The organism is Pseudomonas sp. B21-028 (assembly GCF_024749045.1).
In the GTDB taxonomy this organism is placed as follows: Bacteria; Pseudomonadota; Gammaproteobacteria; order Pseudomonadales; family Pseudomonadaceae; genus Aquipseudomonas.
In genome coordinates this window covers 1,030,764-1,045,054 of the sequence record NZ_CP087184.1, presented here as the reverse complement: position 1 = coordinate 1,045,054, position 14,291 = coordinate 1,030,764, and the positions used below count along the sequence as shown (strand labels likewise).

The 14,291-nt window shown below is 58.7% G+C and carries 17 protein-coding genes; 11 read left to right on the top strand and 6 right to left on the bottom strand.

From position 1 onward, the window contains the following. The first annotated feature begins 451 nt into the window (after positions 1-451). Both LOY35_RS04530 and LOY35_RS04525 read left to right on the top strand, forming a co-directional pair. Positions 452-709, top strand: a complete 258-nt coding sequence (locus tag LOY35_RS04530) for a hypothetical protein (protein WP_258630978.1) — start codon at positions 452-454, stop codon at positions 707-709. 593 nt (positions 710-1,302) lie between these two features. Continuing rightward, positions 1,303-2,070, top strand: a complete 768-nt coding sequence (locus LOY35_RS04525) for an N-acetylmuramoyl-L-alanine amidase (RefSeq protein ID WP_258630977.1) — start codon at positions 1,303-1,305, stop codon at positions 2,068-2,070. A 44-nt stretch (positions 2,071-2,114) separates the two neighbouring features. On the opposite strand, the gene LOY35_RS04520 is transcribed toward LOY35_RS04525, so the two are convergent. The 4 genes from LOY35_RS04520 to LOY35_RS04505 all read right to left on the bottom strand — a co-directional run bounded on the left by LOY35_RS04520 (position 2,115) and on the right by LOY35_RS04505 (position 5,568). After that, entirely contained in the window at positions 2,115-3,026 is a 912-nt protein-coding gene (locus tag LOY35_RS04520; RefSeq protein ID WP_258630975.1) for an SDR family oxidoreductase, read from the bottom strand. A gap of 259 nt (positions 3,027-3,285) precedes the next feature. Further along, the gene (locus LOY35_RS04515; RefSeq protein WP_258630973.1) at positions 3,286-4,197 is read right to left on the bottom strand and encodes an alpha/beta fold hydrolase; all 912 of its coding nucleotides are present in this window, start codon (positions 4,195-4,197) and stop codon (positions 3,286-3,288) included. Continuing rightward, complete coding sequence (locus LOY35_RS04510) at positions 4,197-4,979, bottom strand: class II aldolase/adducin family protein (RefSeq protein ID WP_258630971.1); 783 nt, start codon at positions 4,977-4,979, stop codon at positions 4,197-4,199. The genes LOY35_RS04515 and LOY35_RS04510 overlap by 1 nt, the downstream gene beginning before the upstream one ends. A gap of 133 nt (positions 4,980-5,112) precedes the next feature. After that, on the bottom strand, positions 5,113-5,568 hold the full coding sequence (locus LOY35_RS04505; protein ID WP_258630969.1) for a flavodoxin: 456 nt from the start codon (positions 5,566-5,568) through the stop codon (positions 5,113-5,115). Positions 5,569-5,725: 157 nt separating this feature from the next. Between LOY35_RS04505 and LOY35_RS04500 the strand changes: the two genes are divergently transcribed. After that, complete coding sequence (locus LOY35_RS04500) at positions 5,726-6,199, top strand: PAS domain-containing protein (protein WP_258630967.1); 474 nt, start codon at positions 5,726-5,728, stop codon at positions 6,197-6,199. A gap of 52 nt (positions 6,200-6,251) precedes the next feature. Continuing rightward, positions 6,252-6,857, top strand: a complete 606-nt coding sequence (locus LOY35_RS04495; protein ID WP_258630966.1) for a hypothetical protein — start codon at positions 6,252-6,254, stop codon at positions 6,855-6,857. Positions 6,858-6,966: 109 nt separating this feature from the next. Here LOY35_RS04495 and LOY35_RS04490 read toward each other — a convergent pair whose 3' ends face one another. Then, positions 6,967-7,926: a MerR family transcriptional regulator gene (locus LOY35_RS04490; protein WP_258630965.1), complete on the bottom strand. Its 960-nt coding sequence runs from the start codon at positions 7,924-7,926 to the stop codon at positions 6,967-6,969. A gap of 241 nt (positions 7,927-8,167) precedes the next feature. Here LOY35_RS04490 and folM point away from each other — a divergent pair, with 241 nt between their 5' ends. The 6 genes from folM (at position 8,168) to LOY35_RS04460 (ending at position 12,099) form a co-directional block, all read left to right on the top strand. Further along, the gene (folM, locus tag LOY35_RS04485; RefSeq protein ID WP_258630963.1) at positions 8,168-8,878 is read left to right on the top strand and encodes a dihydromonapterin reductase; all 711 of its coding nucleotides are present in this window, start codon (positions 8,168-8,170) and stop codon (positions 8,876-8,878) included. Between the two features lie 20 nt (positions 8,879-8,898). Next, the gene (gene folE, locus LOY35_RS04480) at positions 8,899-9,459 is read left to right on the top strand and encodes a GTP cyclohydrolase I FolE (protein ID WP_024777516.1); all 561 of its coding nucleotides are present in this window, start codon (positions 8,899-8,901) and stop codon (positions 9,457-9,459) included. Continuing rightward, entirely contained in the window at positions 9,460-9,840 is a 381-nt protein-coding gene (gene folX / locus LOY35_RS04475; RefSeq protein WP_258630960.1) for a dihydroneopterin triphosphate 2'-epimerase, read from the top strand. It abuts the gene before it with no gap. A 93-nt stretch (positions 9,841-9,933) separates the two neighbouring features. Further along, positions 9,934-10,230, top strand: a complete 297-nt coding sequence (locus LOY35_RS04470; protein ID WP_047699585.1) for a DUF1244 domain-containing protein — start codon at positions 9,934-9,936, stop codon at positions 10,228-10,230. Then, positions 10,223-10,561, top strand: coding sequence for a HopJ type III effector protein (locus LOY35_RS04465; protein ID WP_258630957.1), 339 nt, complete (start codon positions 10,223-10,225; stop codon positions 10,559-10,561). Before LOY35_RS04470 ends, LOY35_RS04465 begins: the two co-directional genes overlap by 8 nt. Positions 10,562-10,848: 287 nt before the next feature. After that, entirely contained in the window at positions 10,849-12,099 is a 1,251-nt protein-coding gene (locus LOY35_RS04460; protein ID WP_258630955.1) for an aspartate aminotransferase family protein, read from the top strand. Positions 12,100-12,233: 134 nt separating this feature from the next. Here the strand turns inward: LOY35_RS04460 and trxB are convergent, their stop codons facing one another. Continuing rightward, positions 12,234-13,196, bottom strand: a complete 963-nt coding sequence (gene trxB / locus LOY35_RS04455) for a thioredoxin-disulfide reductase (protein WP_003205459.1) — start codon at positions 13,194-13,196, stop codon at positions 12,234-12,236. A 309-nt stretch (positions 13,197-13,505) separates the two neighbouring features. On the opposite strand from trxB, the gene cysZ reads away from it, so the two are divergent. Beyond that, positions 13,506-14,261, top strand: a complete 756-nt coding sequence (gene cysZ, locus LOY35_RS04450; RefSeq protein ID WP_258630953.1) for a sulfate transporter CysZ — start codon at positions 13,506-13,508, stop codon at positions 14,259-14,261. The last annotated feature ends 30 nt before the right edge of the window (positions 14,262-14,291 follow it).

Genomic DNA, 14,291 nt, shown 5'->3' with positions numbered 1-14,291 from the left:
GTTCGGCGCCCCGTTTCGACTGTTGCGCACGCCGTAACAGTGCATGTCCGGATCCGGTCTGTTTCCCGATGCGCTCGATCCCTATGCTGGCCGGGCTTCCAGGGTAACGGGCCTGCAAGCACCCGCCATGGCATCCCTCACGCCTGGCGCACCGTCATTCGGATGGATTGGCGTATCGGTCCATCACCCCGTGCTTACCGACGTTGGTTTGTGGCTCCTTTGCAACGTCATCTTCAGGCCGCTGCTTTTTGCAGCGGCTTTTTTTATATCGATGGTTTCCAGATGGGTACCCAAGCTGACTTGAGTTCTGCGGTGCGGTTTTCTCCGGCGTGAGATTTCTTGTTTCCTACAACACCTTCGGAATCTCTCACCTGCTCGGTTTTCAGAATCGAAGTTATAGTCTTTATTCGTCGATCAGAGGATGGATCAGACTTCTGAAAGGAAAATCTTAATGAATACTATTGAACAAATAATAAGGAACGAGTCACTAGAAGAAATCGTTACAGTATTTACGCTACTAAAGCCCCTCCCACATCTAGACATGATGATCAGACGTCATAATCCTGAGCTTGTACAGCACGGGAAACTTGAAAGGACTTACACCAAACTTTTCGAAGCCGGGATACTGGCAAGCGGCCAAAAAGGGCTCTGTATTAAAGAGCCTAACTGGAAAGCACCAAAATTCTTCCTTGAAAAAAGATACACCTAGCTATTGGCCGCTGTCTGTGCAGCGGCTTCTTTCCTATCCGGTTATGAAGCCCTACAAACCAGGCGACAAATCAGTACTGCACTCATCTTAATTGCTTCTTGCGGCAGAAAAGCAAACGTAGAGATTTTACAAATTAATACTAAAGGGAAATCTTAAATTAACACCATTGAGCAAATTGTAAAAAACGAATCACTCACCGATATACTTTCCGCTTTCGGCATTGGCTTGGCTTATCCATCCCTGGACAGAATGATCGGCCGCTATCGTTTTGAAGTTATTGCCAATGGTGAATTACTGAGAACCTACGCAAAACTATTTGAAGAGGGGATATTGGCAAATGGTGAGGGCCCCGTTGCCATCAAAGGCCCAAACTGGAAAGCACCGAAATTCGTCCTTGAAAAAAGATACACCTAACTATTAGCCGCTGTCTGTGCAGCGGCTTCTTCCTTTCAGGTTATAGAACCCTACAAACCAAACGCCAATTCCTACAAAAGGCCAAGACCCTCACTACAAGCCAATTTGAAGATCATTGTTAGTCTGAAGTTAATCGAAGCGCGCAGCTTCGACCCCTTCAATTATCAATGAGCACATTTATGTACCCGATAAATTCCACCCGTTACCGTTCAAACAAAGGCCACAACAACCGCATTCGCTTTCTGGTTTTCCATTACACGGCCGCCAATTTCTCATCTTCCATCAGCGCACTGACCGGCGCCTCCGTCAGCGCCCATTACCTGGTTCCGGACTTCACTGACCCGAGTTATGCGCAAGCAGGTTTCAACGAGCCGCAGATTTTCAATCTGGTGGACGAAAACAAGCGTGCCTGGCACGCAGGGGTGAGCAGTTGGGGTAATCGCAACAATTTGAACGACACGTCCATTGGCATCGAGATCGTCAACCTGGCCGCCGATCACCAGGGAACATTCACCTTCCCGCCCTACCCGCCACAGCAGATCGAAGCAGTGGAACAGTTGGCCCTCGACATACTCGGGCGTTATCCCGATATCAGTCCGGTCAATGTGGTGGCGCATTCGGACATCGCCGCCGGGCGCAAGAGTGACCCGGGGCCGATGTTTCCCTGGCACGCGTTTTATCGGAAAGGCATCGGCGCATGGTTCGATGAGAGCACGCAGCAATCGTTTCTGCAGGCCTACCGATGCGCAGGCGTGCCGACCCGGGAACATCTACTGGGGCTGTTCAGAAGGTATGGGTATGACACGACGGCAGCCACGACAAGTATGGGCTTCCAGCGCCTGGTACGCGCCTTCCAGTTGCACTTTCGGCCGGCGAAACATGACGGAGTGGTGGACATCGAGACGGCCGCGAACCTGGCGGCCTTGGTGAAGAAGTACTTTCCCTGAGCACGGTTATCGTCGGCAACGACAACCGGCTCGGGCAAGAAAGGCTACACGGCGTAACGCTGCATGTTCGCCATCATTTCCTTCAGCGCTTCCAGGTTGTCATTGGGATGCACGGCGTTGTCGAAATCGCAGATCTGCTGCCAATGGGCAGCAACGTCTTCGGGCGAGAAGCCCTTGCTTGGGTCGAACCCGACACCGAGGCTGCGTTCCCAGCGAACCTTGCCCATCCAGCCGCCACCCACTTCGAACAACCCGGAGGTTTCCTGGCAGGCTTCGCTGGCCAGGTACACCACCAACGGGCTGACGAACTCGGGTTTGAGCTGTTCGAACACCTGCGGCGGCATCAGGCCTTCGGTCATGCGCGTGCCGCCGGTGGGGGCAATGGCGTTGACCAGAATATTGTTCTTGCGACCTTCGATGGCCAGCGTACGCGTCAGGCCATAAAGACCGAGCTTGGCCATGCCGTAGTTGGATTGGCCGAAATTGCCGTAGATGCCGGACGTGGAGGCCGTGAAGATCACCCGGCCATAATTCTGCTCACGCAGGTGAGGCCAGGCGGCACGGGTGACTTTGTACGCACCCTCGACGTGGACGCGATAGACCAGGTCCCAATCGGCGTCTTCCATTTTGTGGAAAGTTTTGTCCCGCAGGATACCGGCGTTGTTCACCACTACATCGACCCGGCCAAACGCGTCGAGGGCGTTTTGCACAAGCTTGTCGCCATCGGTGACGGAATCGTGGTTCGCCTCGGCGACGCCCCCGGCTTCGCGGATTTCAGCGACCACCCGATCCGCCGCCGAAGCATTGGCCCCTTCTCCCTGGGCGGAGCCGCCGAGGTCATTGACCAGCACCTTGGCGCCTTGCCTGGCGAACAGCAGCGCATGGGCCCGCCCCAGCCCACCGCCGGCTCCCGTGACGATCACCACTTTATCTTCGAAGCGCACAGACTCACTCATGGGCAGAACTCCAGCCGAGGGTTTAAAGCCTGAGTGTCAGGCACGGGACTGACGGTCACAATCAACACGGTTGCGAGTGAATGGTAGGCGATAAGGTGAGGGGATGATGCGGGTGCGGCGGCACTTCCAACATCGATGCAAGCTGGCCCGCCGTTATCGCGAGCAGGCTCGCTCCCACAGGGGATGGGCGGTGGACGCAGATATTGGGTTCAGCCCGGACAGGGTGGGAGCGAGCCTGCTCGCGATAGGGAGCCGTCAGTCACAGACATTTCACCGAGGCCCGCAGCCGCACCGGCTCCGCGAGGTTTTCACGGAACGCCAGGTAATGCTTGAGCACCTGCACCGGGGCTTCGGTCTGTGGGTAGTGACCGATATCGGGCAGCAGCACCGTATCGGCATTCGGGATCAGGGCTTCGTAACGTGCCACCATGTGCGCACCGGAAATCGGATCGAACGCGCCGTCGATCACCCGCAGCGGAACCTCGCCGCGCTGCATCGCCTGTACCCAGCGGTCACGCTGTACGCGGCGCTCGGGAATATAGCGGATGAGTTTGTGCATGATCCGGGGGCCGTCGTGGGTTTTCACCAGGCTCCAGTAATCATCCAGTTCGCTTTCGCTGGGGCCACGCCAGGGGCCGAAGATCCGCCGAAAATTCCTGGCCAGGCCTTCGCGTGAAAAAGCACGACCTATCAGCCAACCCACCGGACTGAGCAACAACCTCTGCACCAGCACCGGACGATGGGTTTCCGGAAACAGGCCTCCATTGAGAAACGCACAACTGGCGACCTCGATGCGTGCCTCGCCATGCCGGGCGATCAACTCCTGGGCCACGCTGTCACCATAATCGTGGGCCAGGATGTGTACCGCTTGTCGCTCATCCAGATGCGCCAGCAATGCCTGCTGCAGGTCCGCCTGCTCCAGCAGGCTGTAGACGTGGTCCGTCGGCTTGGCGGAGTCGCCAAAACCGAGCATGTCACAAGCGATCACACGATAACGCTGCGCCAGCGGCTGCCACAGGTAATGCCAGTCCCAACTGGCCGTGGGGAAACCGTGGATCAACAGCAGCGGCTCGCCATGCCCCGCCACCCAATACCGGATGGCGTGCCCCCGGAACAGGAAGGTCTGGCCGCGCTGGCGCCATACACGCAGCGGAATCTGGACCATGGGCATCAGTTTCTGAAACCCGGGGCTTGTTGATCGAGCTTGCGCAGCAACGCCGGCCAGGCCAGCGCACCGCCCATGCCCTGAGCGCTTTTGGTGACCCCGGCTATCATCGCCTGAGCACCGGCCAGGATGTTCGGCCCGATGGCGATCAGCTCAGCCGCGCCGTTCTGCGCCAGAACCTGGATGTCGCAGGCCCGCTGGAAAGTGAACATCATCAGAAAGGTATCGGCGATGGTGCCACCGCACGTCAGCAGCCCATGGTTGTGCAGCATCAGGAAGTTACGATCCCCCAGGTCTGCCTGCAAGCGGGCCTTCTCTTCATGATTCAGCGCTACGCCTTCATAAGCGTGATAGGCGAGGCTCGACAACACGAACAACGACTGCTGGCTGATCGGCAACACGCCTTGTTTCTGCGCCGATACCGCCACACCGGCAGCGGTATGGGTGTGCAGCACGCAGGCGACATCATCCCGTACTTCATGCACCGCACTGTGGATGGTGTAGCCGGCCGGATTGATGTCGTAGGGACTGTCCATCAACTTGTGGCCGGCCTGATCGACCTTGACCAGGCTCGACGCGGTGATTTCATGAAACATCAACCCGAATGGGTTGATCAGGAATTCCTCGGTGCCGGGAACCTTCGCAGAAATATGGGTGAAAATCAGGTCATCCCAGCCATGCAGCGCGACCAGCCGGTAACAGGCGGCAAGATCGATACGGGTTTGCCATTCAGCGGCGCTGACCTGGTCCTTGATGCTGAGTGTCGATTGGATGGGCGCTACGCTCACGGCTCTGACCTCGGGCTTATCGTTCTAGTACTTGCCAAGAGAATCAGTCTAGTCAGCTCCTCCAGGGTCGGTAGTTGCCTTGGCAGCCAGCTTAGTGACCGAACGGGTCACCCAAGGGAACCCGCCGCCTTCATCAACCTCGCAACGCCTCGATCAATTCGCCCAACCAGGGTTCGGCATCGCTTTCCGGGGTGACGCTTTCGCTGGCATCCAGGCGCAACATCGGCAAAACCTCCCGTACGCCCAGCTCGGCGAATAGCTCGCGCATCTGCTCGCCACCGCCGCAGAAGGTATCGCCATAACTGGCATCTCCCAGGCCGATCACCGCACCGGGCAGGCCGCGAAAGGCCGCCGGCAGTTGATCGCGGATAGTCGAATACAGCGGCATCAGATTGTCCGGCAATTCGCCCATGCCGGTGGTGGATGTCACCGCCAACAGGGCCTGCGGGCCGAATGCCTGGATATCGGCCAGGGTTGCCCGCGGATTGTGCAGGGTTTCAAAGCCTGCATCACCGAGTAGCTGGGCGGCGTGTCGAGCGACTTCTTCAGCGGTGCCGTACACCGAGCCGGAAAGGATGGCGACTTTCATCAATCTGGTCCTGAACCTGAATAAAAAGAAGCGTGATAGTAACAGGCTGAGCCGTAGGGCTACGATTGACGCTCGACAAGCACTAATGGCCAGTAGACATCGCATCAGGTTCTTCGAATAATGCGGTACTTACATGGGCTATAGAAGGACGTGCTCCATGATCAATGCGCAACTGATGCAACTGGTGATCAATGCTTCCAATGACGGAATCGTCATCGCTGAAAAGGAAGGCGAAGACAACATTCTGATCTACGTGAACCCGGCCTTCGAACGGCTCACCGGTTATAGCCGCGACGAGATCCTTTACCAGGATTGCCGTTTCCTGCAATCGGGCGATCGCGATCAACCCTCCCTGGAGCGAATTCGCAAGGCCCTGCAGCAGGGCGGTGCCTGTCGGGAAGTCCTTCGCAATTATCGCAAGGACGGCACGCCGTTCTGGAATGAGTTGTCACTGTCCACGATAAAAAACGAGGCGGATGGCCACACCTATTTCGTGGGCGTGCAAAAAGACGTGACGGCCCAGGTCAAGGCGCAACAACGTGTCGTCCAGCTGGAAAAGGCCCTGGCCGAAGCCCATGCCACGATTGCCCGGCTCGATGCGACGAACGGCGCAAACAAAACGACGAATTAACGGTCAGTCACTACAATCACCAGTGAAAACGCAAAATCATTTCGAGCACACCATGCAGCGTGACGCCCTCCTGACTCAGGACGAGTTGGACTTCATCCGGACCATGCAACATATCCCGCAATTGAATGAGCGTGATGTGACGTCCAGCCTGCTGGTCAATAGCGGGTCGCAGATCCGTGACTTGTTGACGCGCCTGGCGGCCAATGAGCAGGTGACGCTGCAAGCCAACTTCGAAAACCAGCAGATGACCTTCCCGTTGCAGCTGGTGGAGGATGAATTCCACGCGATGCACCTGCGCCTGGGTGTGCCGAGTATCTACGAGGAAGGACCGAAAGTACGCCCATGGCGCCTGACCCTCGAAGAGCCGGTGGCGCTGGAAAATGCCAAGGGCCAGCCCGGGGCCTTGTGGGTCCATGAGGTGTCTTGCAAGGGTGTACTGCTGGAAAACCGCAACCGCACCAAACCACCGAAGCAGTTCGTCCTGTGGTTCAGCCCTTCAGGCTACGAAAGGATTTCGTTGCGCGGCACCTTCGAACGGGAAACCGACCAAGGCTTGTACGCTTATCATTTGAACCAGAACGACCAGGACGAGACCGAACGCCTGCGTCAGTACATCCTCCAGCAGCATCGCCTGTCTCACCCGGCCATGCACCTCTAGGTTCTGTACGAAAAGTCTTGAGACGAAGGTCAGGCGAGGCTGCTTTCAACGCAGCATGAACGAGTTCGTGCAGAGCCTTGTGACCTGTACGCATTAGCCCCACCGATCACTAGGTGTCCAGGTTACCTGCCAGCATCTGACGCAAGCGCTGGTAAATCACCGTTCCGTCATTGCCCAGGCAACCGATCGACGATCCTGCCAGGCATTCCTGCATCAGGTCGGACGCATCACCGGCCAGCATCAACGGGCAATCCAGGCTCATCGCCAACCTGTTCAGGCGCTTGGGCAATTCGGCAATCGGCGCATGGTTGGACACCAGCACCAGCGCCATGGGCTGAGTCTTCTGGCATACCAGGGTCAGCTCGTCGAACGGCTGGCCGACAGTCATCAACCGAATCCCTACTTCCGCCTTCGACACATACAGCGCCGTCACCAGCAACTCCAGCTCACGGCACTGGCCGGCTATGGCGCTGACCAGGACCCGTCGCGACCGATCCTCGCGCTTGAGCAACAGCCGCTGCGAGACCCGCGAGCGCAGGAATCCATCGAAAAACAGCCATTCGCTGGTCTGCCCGAACTCCTGCTGACGTTGCAGCAGTTGCCGCCAGAGCGGCATCAGGATGCACTGAAATACGATCGGCACCGCGTAGCTGGAAAAAATCTGCCCATAGATGCGATCCAGTTCTACATCGTCAAAGTTGGCGACTGCGACCGAAACCTGGCGCTGCCATTGTGAATAGTCGAGCCTCACCAGATCCGATGTAATGAACGCAGAAACCGGTTGCAACGATTCGGTCTTGCTCAGGATCTTGCTGATTTTACTGACAGCGACTCCACGTTCGATCCAGGCAAGAATGCTGCGTACCGTCTCGATATCGCCCAGGGAATACAGGCGATGACCGCTTTCGGTACGTGTGGGCTGGATCAGACCGTAGCGACGTTCCCACGCACGCAGGGTCACAGGATTCACCCCCGTGAGTCGCGAAACTTCACGGATGGGAAACAGGTCTTCACGCTCCAGGCCCGCTGTTGTTTGGAAAACGAACTGATCGTCGGTGATTACGCTCATTTTTCACCCAACAGGCCAGACAGTAAATTGGATCCCAGTTTACTCCCTCCTGGTCATATGATGACAAGCGCAAACCGACTCGATATGTTGATTATTCATTTTTTGACACAAAAAATAATTCGGAGCGTGCCGTCATGATGAATACCTGAGCGAATGGGCAGCCCAGGGCTCAGCCTCTACAAATAGGTACATCCCGCAGTCACTGATATAGTTTTGCTTCTGCTGTGAACCGAGCCCCTCCATGCCCAGTACCGACGCCCCTATCCTGCTCACCGGCGCAGCCCAGCGTGTCGGCTTGCACTGTGCCCGCCGATTGCTGGAAGACGGTCATCCGGTCATCGTCACTTATCGCACCGAGCGTCCAGGTGTGCAGACGCTCCGGGATCTGGGGGCGACCGCGATGTTTGCCGACTTTTCCAGCGAAGCCGGGATCCTGGCCTTCATCGCACAGCTCAAGCAGCACACTGACCGGTTGCGGGCCATCGTGCACAACGCTTCGGCGTGGCTGGTCGAAACGCCAGGCGATGAGTCGGCGGCCTTCAATGCCATGTTCGGCGTGCACATGCTGGCGCCGTATCTGATCAACTTGCATTGCGCTGAGCTGTTGGAGCGCTCGGCCCCCGCGGATATCGTGCATATCAGCGATGATGTAACCCGCAAGGGCAGCAGCAAACACATCGCTTATTGCGCCACCAAGGCCGGGCTCGACAGCCTGACCCTGTCGTTCGCGGCGAAGTTCGCACCGGCGATCAAGGTCAACGGTATCGCGCCGGCCCTGCTACTGTTCAAGGCCGAAGACGACGCAGCTTATCGCGCCAGGACCCTGGCCAAGTCGGCGCTGGGCATCGAACCCGGTAGCGAAGTCATTTACCAGAGCCTGCGGTATTTGCTGGACAACCCCTATGTCACCGGAACGACCCTGACCGTCAACGGCGGACGGCACGTCAAATAGCCTTGCTGCGAGGATCCATCATGGCGCTATCCCTGCCCCAGAATTACCGCGAGATCCTCATCGGCCTGGGTGAAGATCCGGAGCGCGAAGGCCTGCTGGACACACCGGCTCGCGCCGCCAAGGCCATGCAGTACCTTTGTCACGGCTATGAGCAAAGCGTCGAACAGATCGTCAATGGCGCCCTGTTCGATTCGGACAGCGACGAAATGGTGATCGTCGCCGACATCGAACTCTATTCCCTGTGTGAGCATCATTTGCTGCCCTTCATCGGCAAGGCCCATGTGGCTTATATTCCTACCGGCAAGGTCCTGGGGCTGTCGAAGATCGCCCGGCTGGTGGACATGTTCGCCCGCCGCCTGCAGATCCAGGAAAACCTCACCCGGCAAATCGCCGCCGCGGTGCAACAGGTTACCCAGGCCGCCGGTGTCGCGGTGGTCATCGAGGCCCAGCATATGTGCATGATGATGCGCGGTGTCGAAAAACAGAATTCGACCATGAACACTTCAGTGATGCTCGGGGCTTTTCGCGAATCCAGCACCACTCGCCAGGAGTTCCTGCAATTGATTCGACGGAGCAAGTAAATGCCACAACTTCAGCCAGCCATGGCGCGCATCCGGGTCAAGGACCTGCGCCTGCGCACTTTCATCGGGATCAATGAGGATGAAATCCTCAACAAACAGGATGTCTTGATCAACCTGACCATCCTCTACCCGGCACAGGAAGCGGTACGTGACAACGACATCGATCACGCGCTGAACTACCGCACCATCACCAAAGCGATCATCGCCCACGTGGAAGGCAATCGCTTCGCTCTGCTGGAACGCCTGACCCAGGAGCTGCTGGACCTGGTCATGAGCAACGAGTCAGTGCAATACGCCGAAGTCGAAGTCGACAAACCCCACGCCTTGCGTTTTGCCGAGTCGGTGTCGATTACCTTGGCGGCAAGCCGGGCTACTTCGTAGCCGCTGCAAGCTGCAAGCTGTAAGCTTTAGATCTGATCGCAATCCACTTGCAGCTTGAAGCTTGCCGCTTGCAGCTGTCTCGAAGAGACCATCATGAACGACCAACAACGCCTCGAACTCGAAGCCGCCGCTTTCCGTCGGCTGGTTGCCCACCTGGACAGCCGCAAGGATGTGCAGAACATCGACTTGATGAACCTCGCCGGCTTCTGCCGCAACTGCCTGTCCAAGTGGTACAAGGCCGCTGCCGATGAACGCCAGATCGAGGTCAGCCTCGATGACGCCCGTGAACGGGTCTACGGCATGCCGTACGCCGAATGGAAAGCCCAATACCAGCAAGAAGCCAGCGCCGAACAACAAGCGGCGTTCGCCAAAGGAAAACCCGATGCCTGATCTGAACACCCTGCGTACCCGTCTCCAGAGCGGCGAACACACCTTCGCCGAGACCCTGGCCTTCATCAAGGATGGCTATGACTATCAGCCCCAGCCTTTCACCAACGGCAACGTGGAAAACGCGGCCGGGCAGAACGAAGGTTCCTGCAAGACCCTCGGCCTGGCTCTGCTCGAAGGCTTGAGCGACGAAGAAGCGCTGCTGGCGTTCGGCGAGCATTACCGCTCGGTGCTGGACACTCCCGACGGCAGCGACCACGGCAATATCCGCGCACTGATGGTCCACGGGCTGGCGGGCGTGAAGTTCGCGGCCCAGCCCCTGCAACGTCGCTGATACTTCTCGGATCAGATCCACTCCTGTGGCGAGGGGATTTATCCCCGCTGGGTTGCGAAGCAGCCCCTGGCGCCAACCGAGATCAACCTGACACGCCTGGGTTGGCAGTTTGGGCCTGCTTCGCAGTCCAGCGGGGATAAACCCCCTCGCCACAGGTACTTCGTTTCCCTTGGCATTGGCACACATCCCGACTTTTAAGATTGACCCGGCAACTTTATTTCGTTTGCCGGCCCCCACTGCTCACGGCTTAGATAAAGGAAATCCTCTCTTCCTTCGAGCCGACCTCCATGAGCAGCGAAACCATCAGCCAATCGATCTCCATCGTGCACCCCGTCAGCCTCAGCCACGGCAGAAACGCCGAGGTCTGGGATACCGACGGCAAGCGCTACATCGACTTCGTGGGTGGCATCGGCGTGTTGAACCTCGGCCATTGCCATCCGCGCGTCGTCGAGGCCATTCGAGAGCAGGCCACCCGGTTGACTCATTACGCCTTCAACGCCGCCCCCCATGCGCCCTACATTGAATTGATGAATCGTCTGACTGCGTTTATCCCGGTGGACTACCCCATCAGCGGCATGCTCACCAACAGCGGCGCGGAGGCTGCGGAAAATGCCTTGAAGATCGTACGCGGGGCCACGGGCCGCACTGCCGTCATCGCCTTCGACGGCGGCTTCCATGGGCGCACCCTGGCCACCCTGAACCTCAACGGCAAGGTCGCGCCCTACAAACAGAAAATCGGCGTGCTGCCAGGACCGGTCTATCACCTGCCCTATCCCAGCAAAGACAACGGCGTGACCTGCGCAGAAGCCTTGCAGGCCATGGAGCGGTTGTTCAGTGTGGAAATCGACGTCAACGATGTGGCCTGTTTCATCATCGAACCGGTACAGGGCGAGGCGGGCTTCCTGGCGCTGGACATCCCGTTCGCCCAGGCCCTGCGGCAGTTCTGTGATGACAAGGGCATCATGCTGATCATCGATGAAATCCAGTCCGGTTTCGGGCGCACCGGCCAGCGTTTTGCGTTCTCGCGACTGGGCATCGAACCCGACCTGATCCTGCTGGGCAAGAGCATTGCCGGCGGTGTCCCGCTGGGAGCGGTGGTGGGGCGCAAGGCTTTGCTGGACAACCTGCCCAAGGGAGGCTTGGGCGGCACCTATTCCGGCAACCCCATCGCCTGCGCCGCCGCACTGGCGACCCTGGAGGAAATGACCGACGCGCACCTGCACGCCTGGGGTACGCAACAGGAAGAGGCCATTGTCAGCCGCTACGAATCATGGCGCCGCCGGGGGCTGACGCCATTCCTGGGCCGTCTGACGGGCGTTGGCGCCATGCGCGGCATCGAACTGGCCCATGCCGACGGTACCCCGGCAGCGGCGCAGTTGACCCAGTTGCTGGCCCTCGCACGGGACGCGGGCCTGCTGTTGATGCCCAGCGGCAAGTCACGCCACATCATCCGCTTGCTGGCTCCGTTGACGACCGAACCGGCGGTGCTGGAAGAAGGCCTGGATATTCTCGAGGCGTGCCTGGCGAAGCTGGGTTGAACAGACCACACAAAACACTGTGGGAGCGAGCCTGCTCGCGATAGCGGTGGGTCAGTCAGTATAATCTTGACTGATCCACCGCCTTCGCGAGCAGGCTCGCTCCCACAGGAGTTTCGCTTGCCCTCAGGCTGAAATCAGAACGAAGCGTTCTGCAAGCCGTCCAGGTAGCGCTCGGTGTCCAGGGCCGCCATGCAGCCGGCACCGGCCGAGGTGATGGCCTGGCGGTAGACGTGGTCGGCCACGTCACCGGCAGCGAAGATACCTTCGACGCTGGTGGCGGTGGCATTGCCGTCGCGGCCGCCCTTGACCACCAGGTAACCGTCCTTGAGTTCCAGCTGGCCTTCGAACAACGAGGTGTTCGGTGTATGGCCGATGGCGATGAAGACACCGTCGACCTTGATCTCGTCAAAGCTGCCGTCGTTGTTCTTCAGGCGAGCACCGGTCACGCCCATGTTGTCACCCAGCACTTCGTCCAGGGTGGCATTGAGCTTGAGGATGATCTTGCCTTCGGCCACGCGGGCATTGAGCTTGTCGATCAGGATCTTCTCGGCGCGGAAGGTTTCGCGGCGGTGGATCAGGGTGACCGTACTGGCGATGTTGGCCAGGTACAAGGCTTCCTCGACAGCGGTATTGCCGCCACCGACTACAGCCACCGGCTTGTTGCGGTAGAAGAACCCGTCGCAGGTGGCGCAAGCGGAAACGCCCTTGCCCATGAAGGCCTCTTCCGAGGGCAGGCCCAGGTAACGGGCGCTGGCGCCGGTGGCGATGATCAGGGCATCGCAGGTGTAGGTCGCACTGTCGCCGGTCAGGGTGTACGGCTTGGCGGCGAAATCCACGGCATTGATGTGGTCGAAGACGATCTCGGTCTCGAAACGCTCGGCGTGTTCTTTCATGCGCTCCATCAACGCCGGGCCGGTCAGGCCATGGACATCGCCCGGCCAGTTATCGACTTCGGTGGTGGTGGTCAGTTGACCGCCGGCCTGCATGCCGGTGATCAGCAATGGCTTGAGGTTGGCACGGGCCGCATAAACAGCAGCGCTGTAACCGGCAGGGCCGGAACCGAGAATAATGACTCGCGAATGACGAACTTCAGACATGACCTGCTCCAATTGACCAGCCCTTGCAGGCCGGAGCGCCGGGTGAGCGGCGGGAATAAAAAAGGACCGTTGACGCACTTGGGGAAGGCTTTGGTTCGACGGCCCTGAAAAAGAATGGGTGCAGCGTATCGAGGGAGCGAAGATTAAGGAAATACGGTTTAACAATCCAGCTCATAGGCGAGTTCTATATCGGATGGAGCTTTCAATAGAGCCGCCGGTTCAATAAACCTGTTACATGCCATGTAGACGCTTTCCCGCGCCGGGCAAAGCCGGTAAGGTCGGCGCGTTTACCTTCTCTCGGAGCTTCCCATGCCCGCCCCCGTCCTGTCCGGCCCACAATATCTGCAAGAAGGCCTCAAGCTGGTCTTGAGTCCGGGCCTGCGCTTGTTCGTGCTGTTGCCGCTGGTCATCAACCTCGTATTGTTCATCGGCCTGATCTACCTGGCCGGCCATCAATTCAGCCTGTGGGTCGACACGTTGATGCCGTCGCTGCCGGACTGGCTGAGTTTCCTCAGCTACATCCTCTGGCCGCTGTTCGTGGTACTGGTGGTGCTGATGGTGTTCTTTACCTTCACGATGCTCGCCAACATCATCGCCGCGCCATTCAACGGTTTCCTGGCGGAGAAAGTCGAGGTGGTGGTCCGTGGCACCGATGACTTCCCGGCCTTCAGCTGGGGTGAATTGGTTGCCATGATCCCGCGCACCCTGGCCCGGGAGGCGCGCAAGCTCGGCTACTTCCTTCCCCGCGCCCTGGGGCTGTTCATATTGTCGTTCATTCCCGTGCTCAACCTGGTGGCCGCGCCACTGTGGCTGCTGTTCGGCGTGTGGATGATGGCGATCCAATACATCGACTACCCGGCGGACAACCACAAGCTGGGCTGGAACGAGATGCTCGCCTGGTTGCGGCAGAAGCGCTGGCAGAGCCTCGGCTTTGGCGGCAGCGTGTACCTGGTGCTGCTGATCCCCGTGGTCAACATCCTGATGATGCCGGCGGCCGTGGCCGGGGCGACCCTGTTCTGGGTGCGCGAGCAAGGTGCCGAGACGGCGTTGGCCCGCCAAGGCTGACCGGTCACAAATCCATCATTCAGGCGTCAC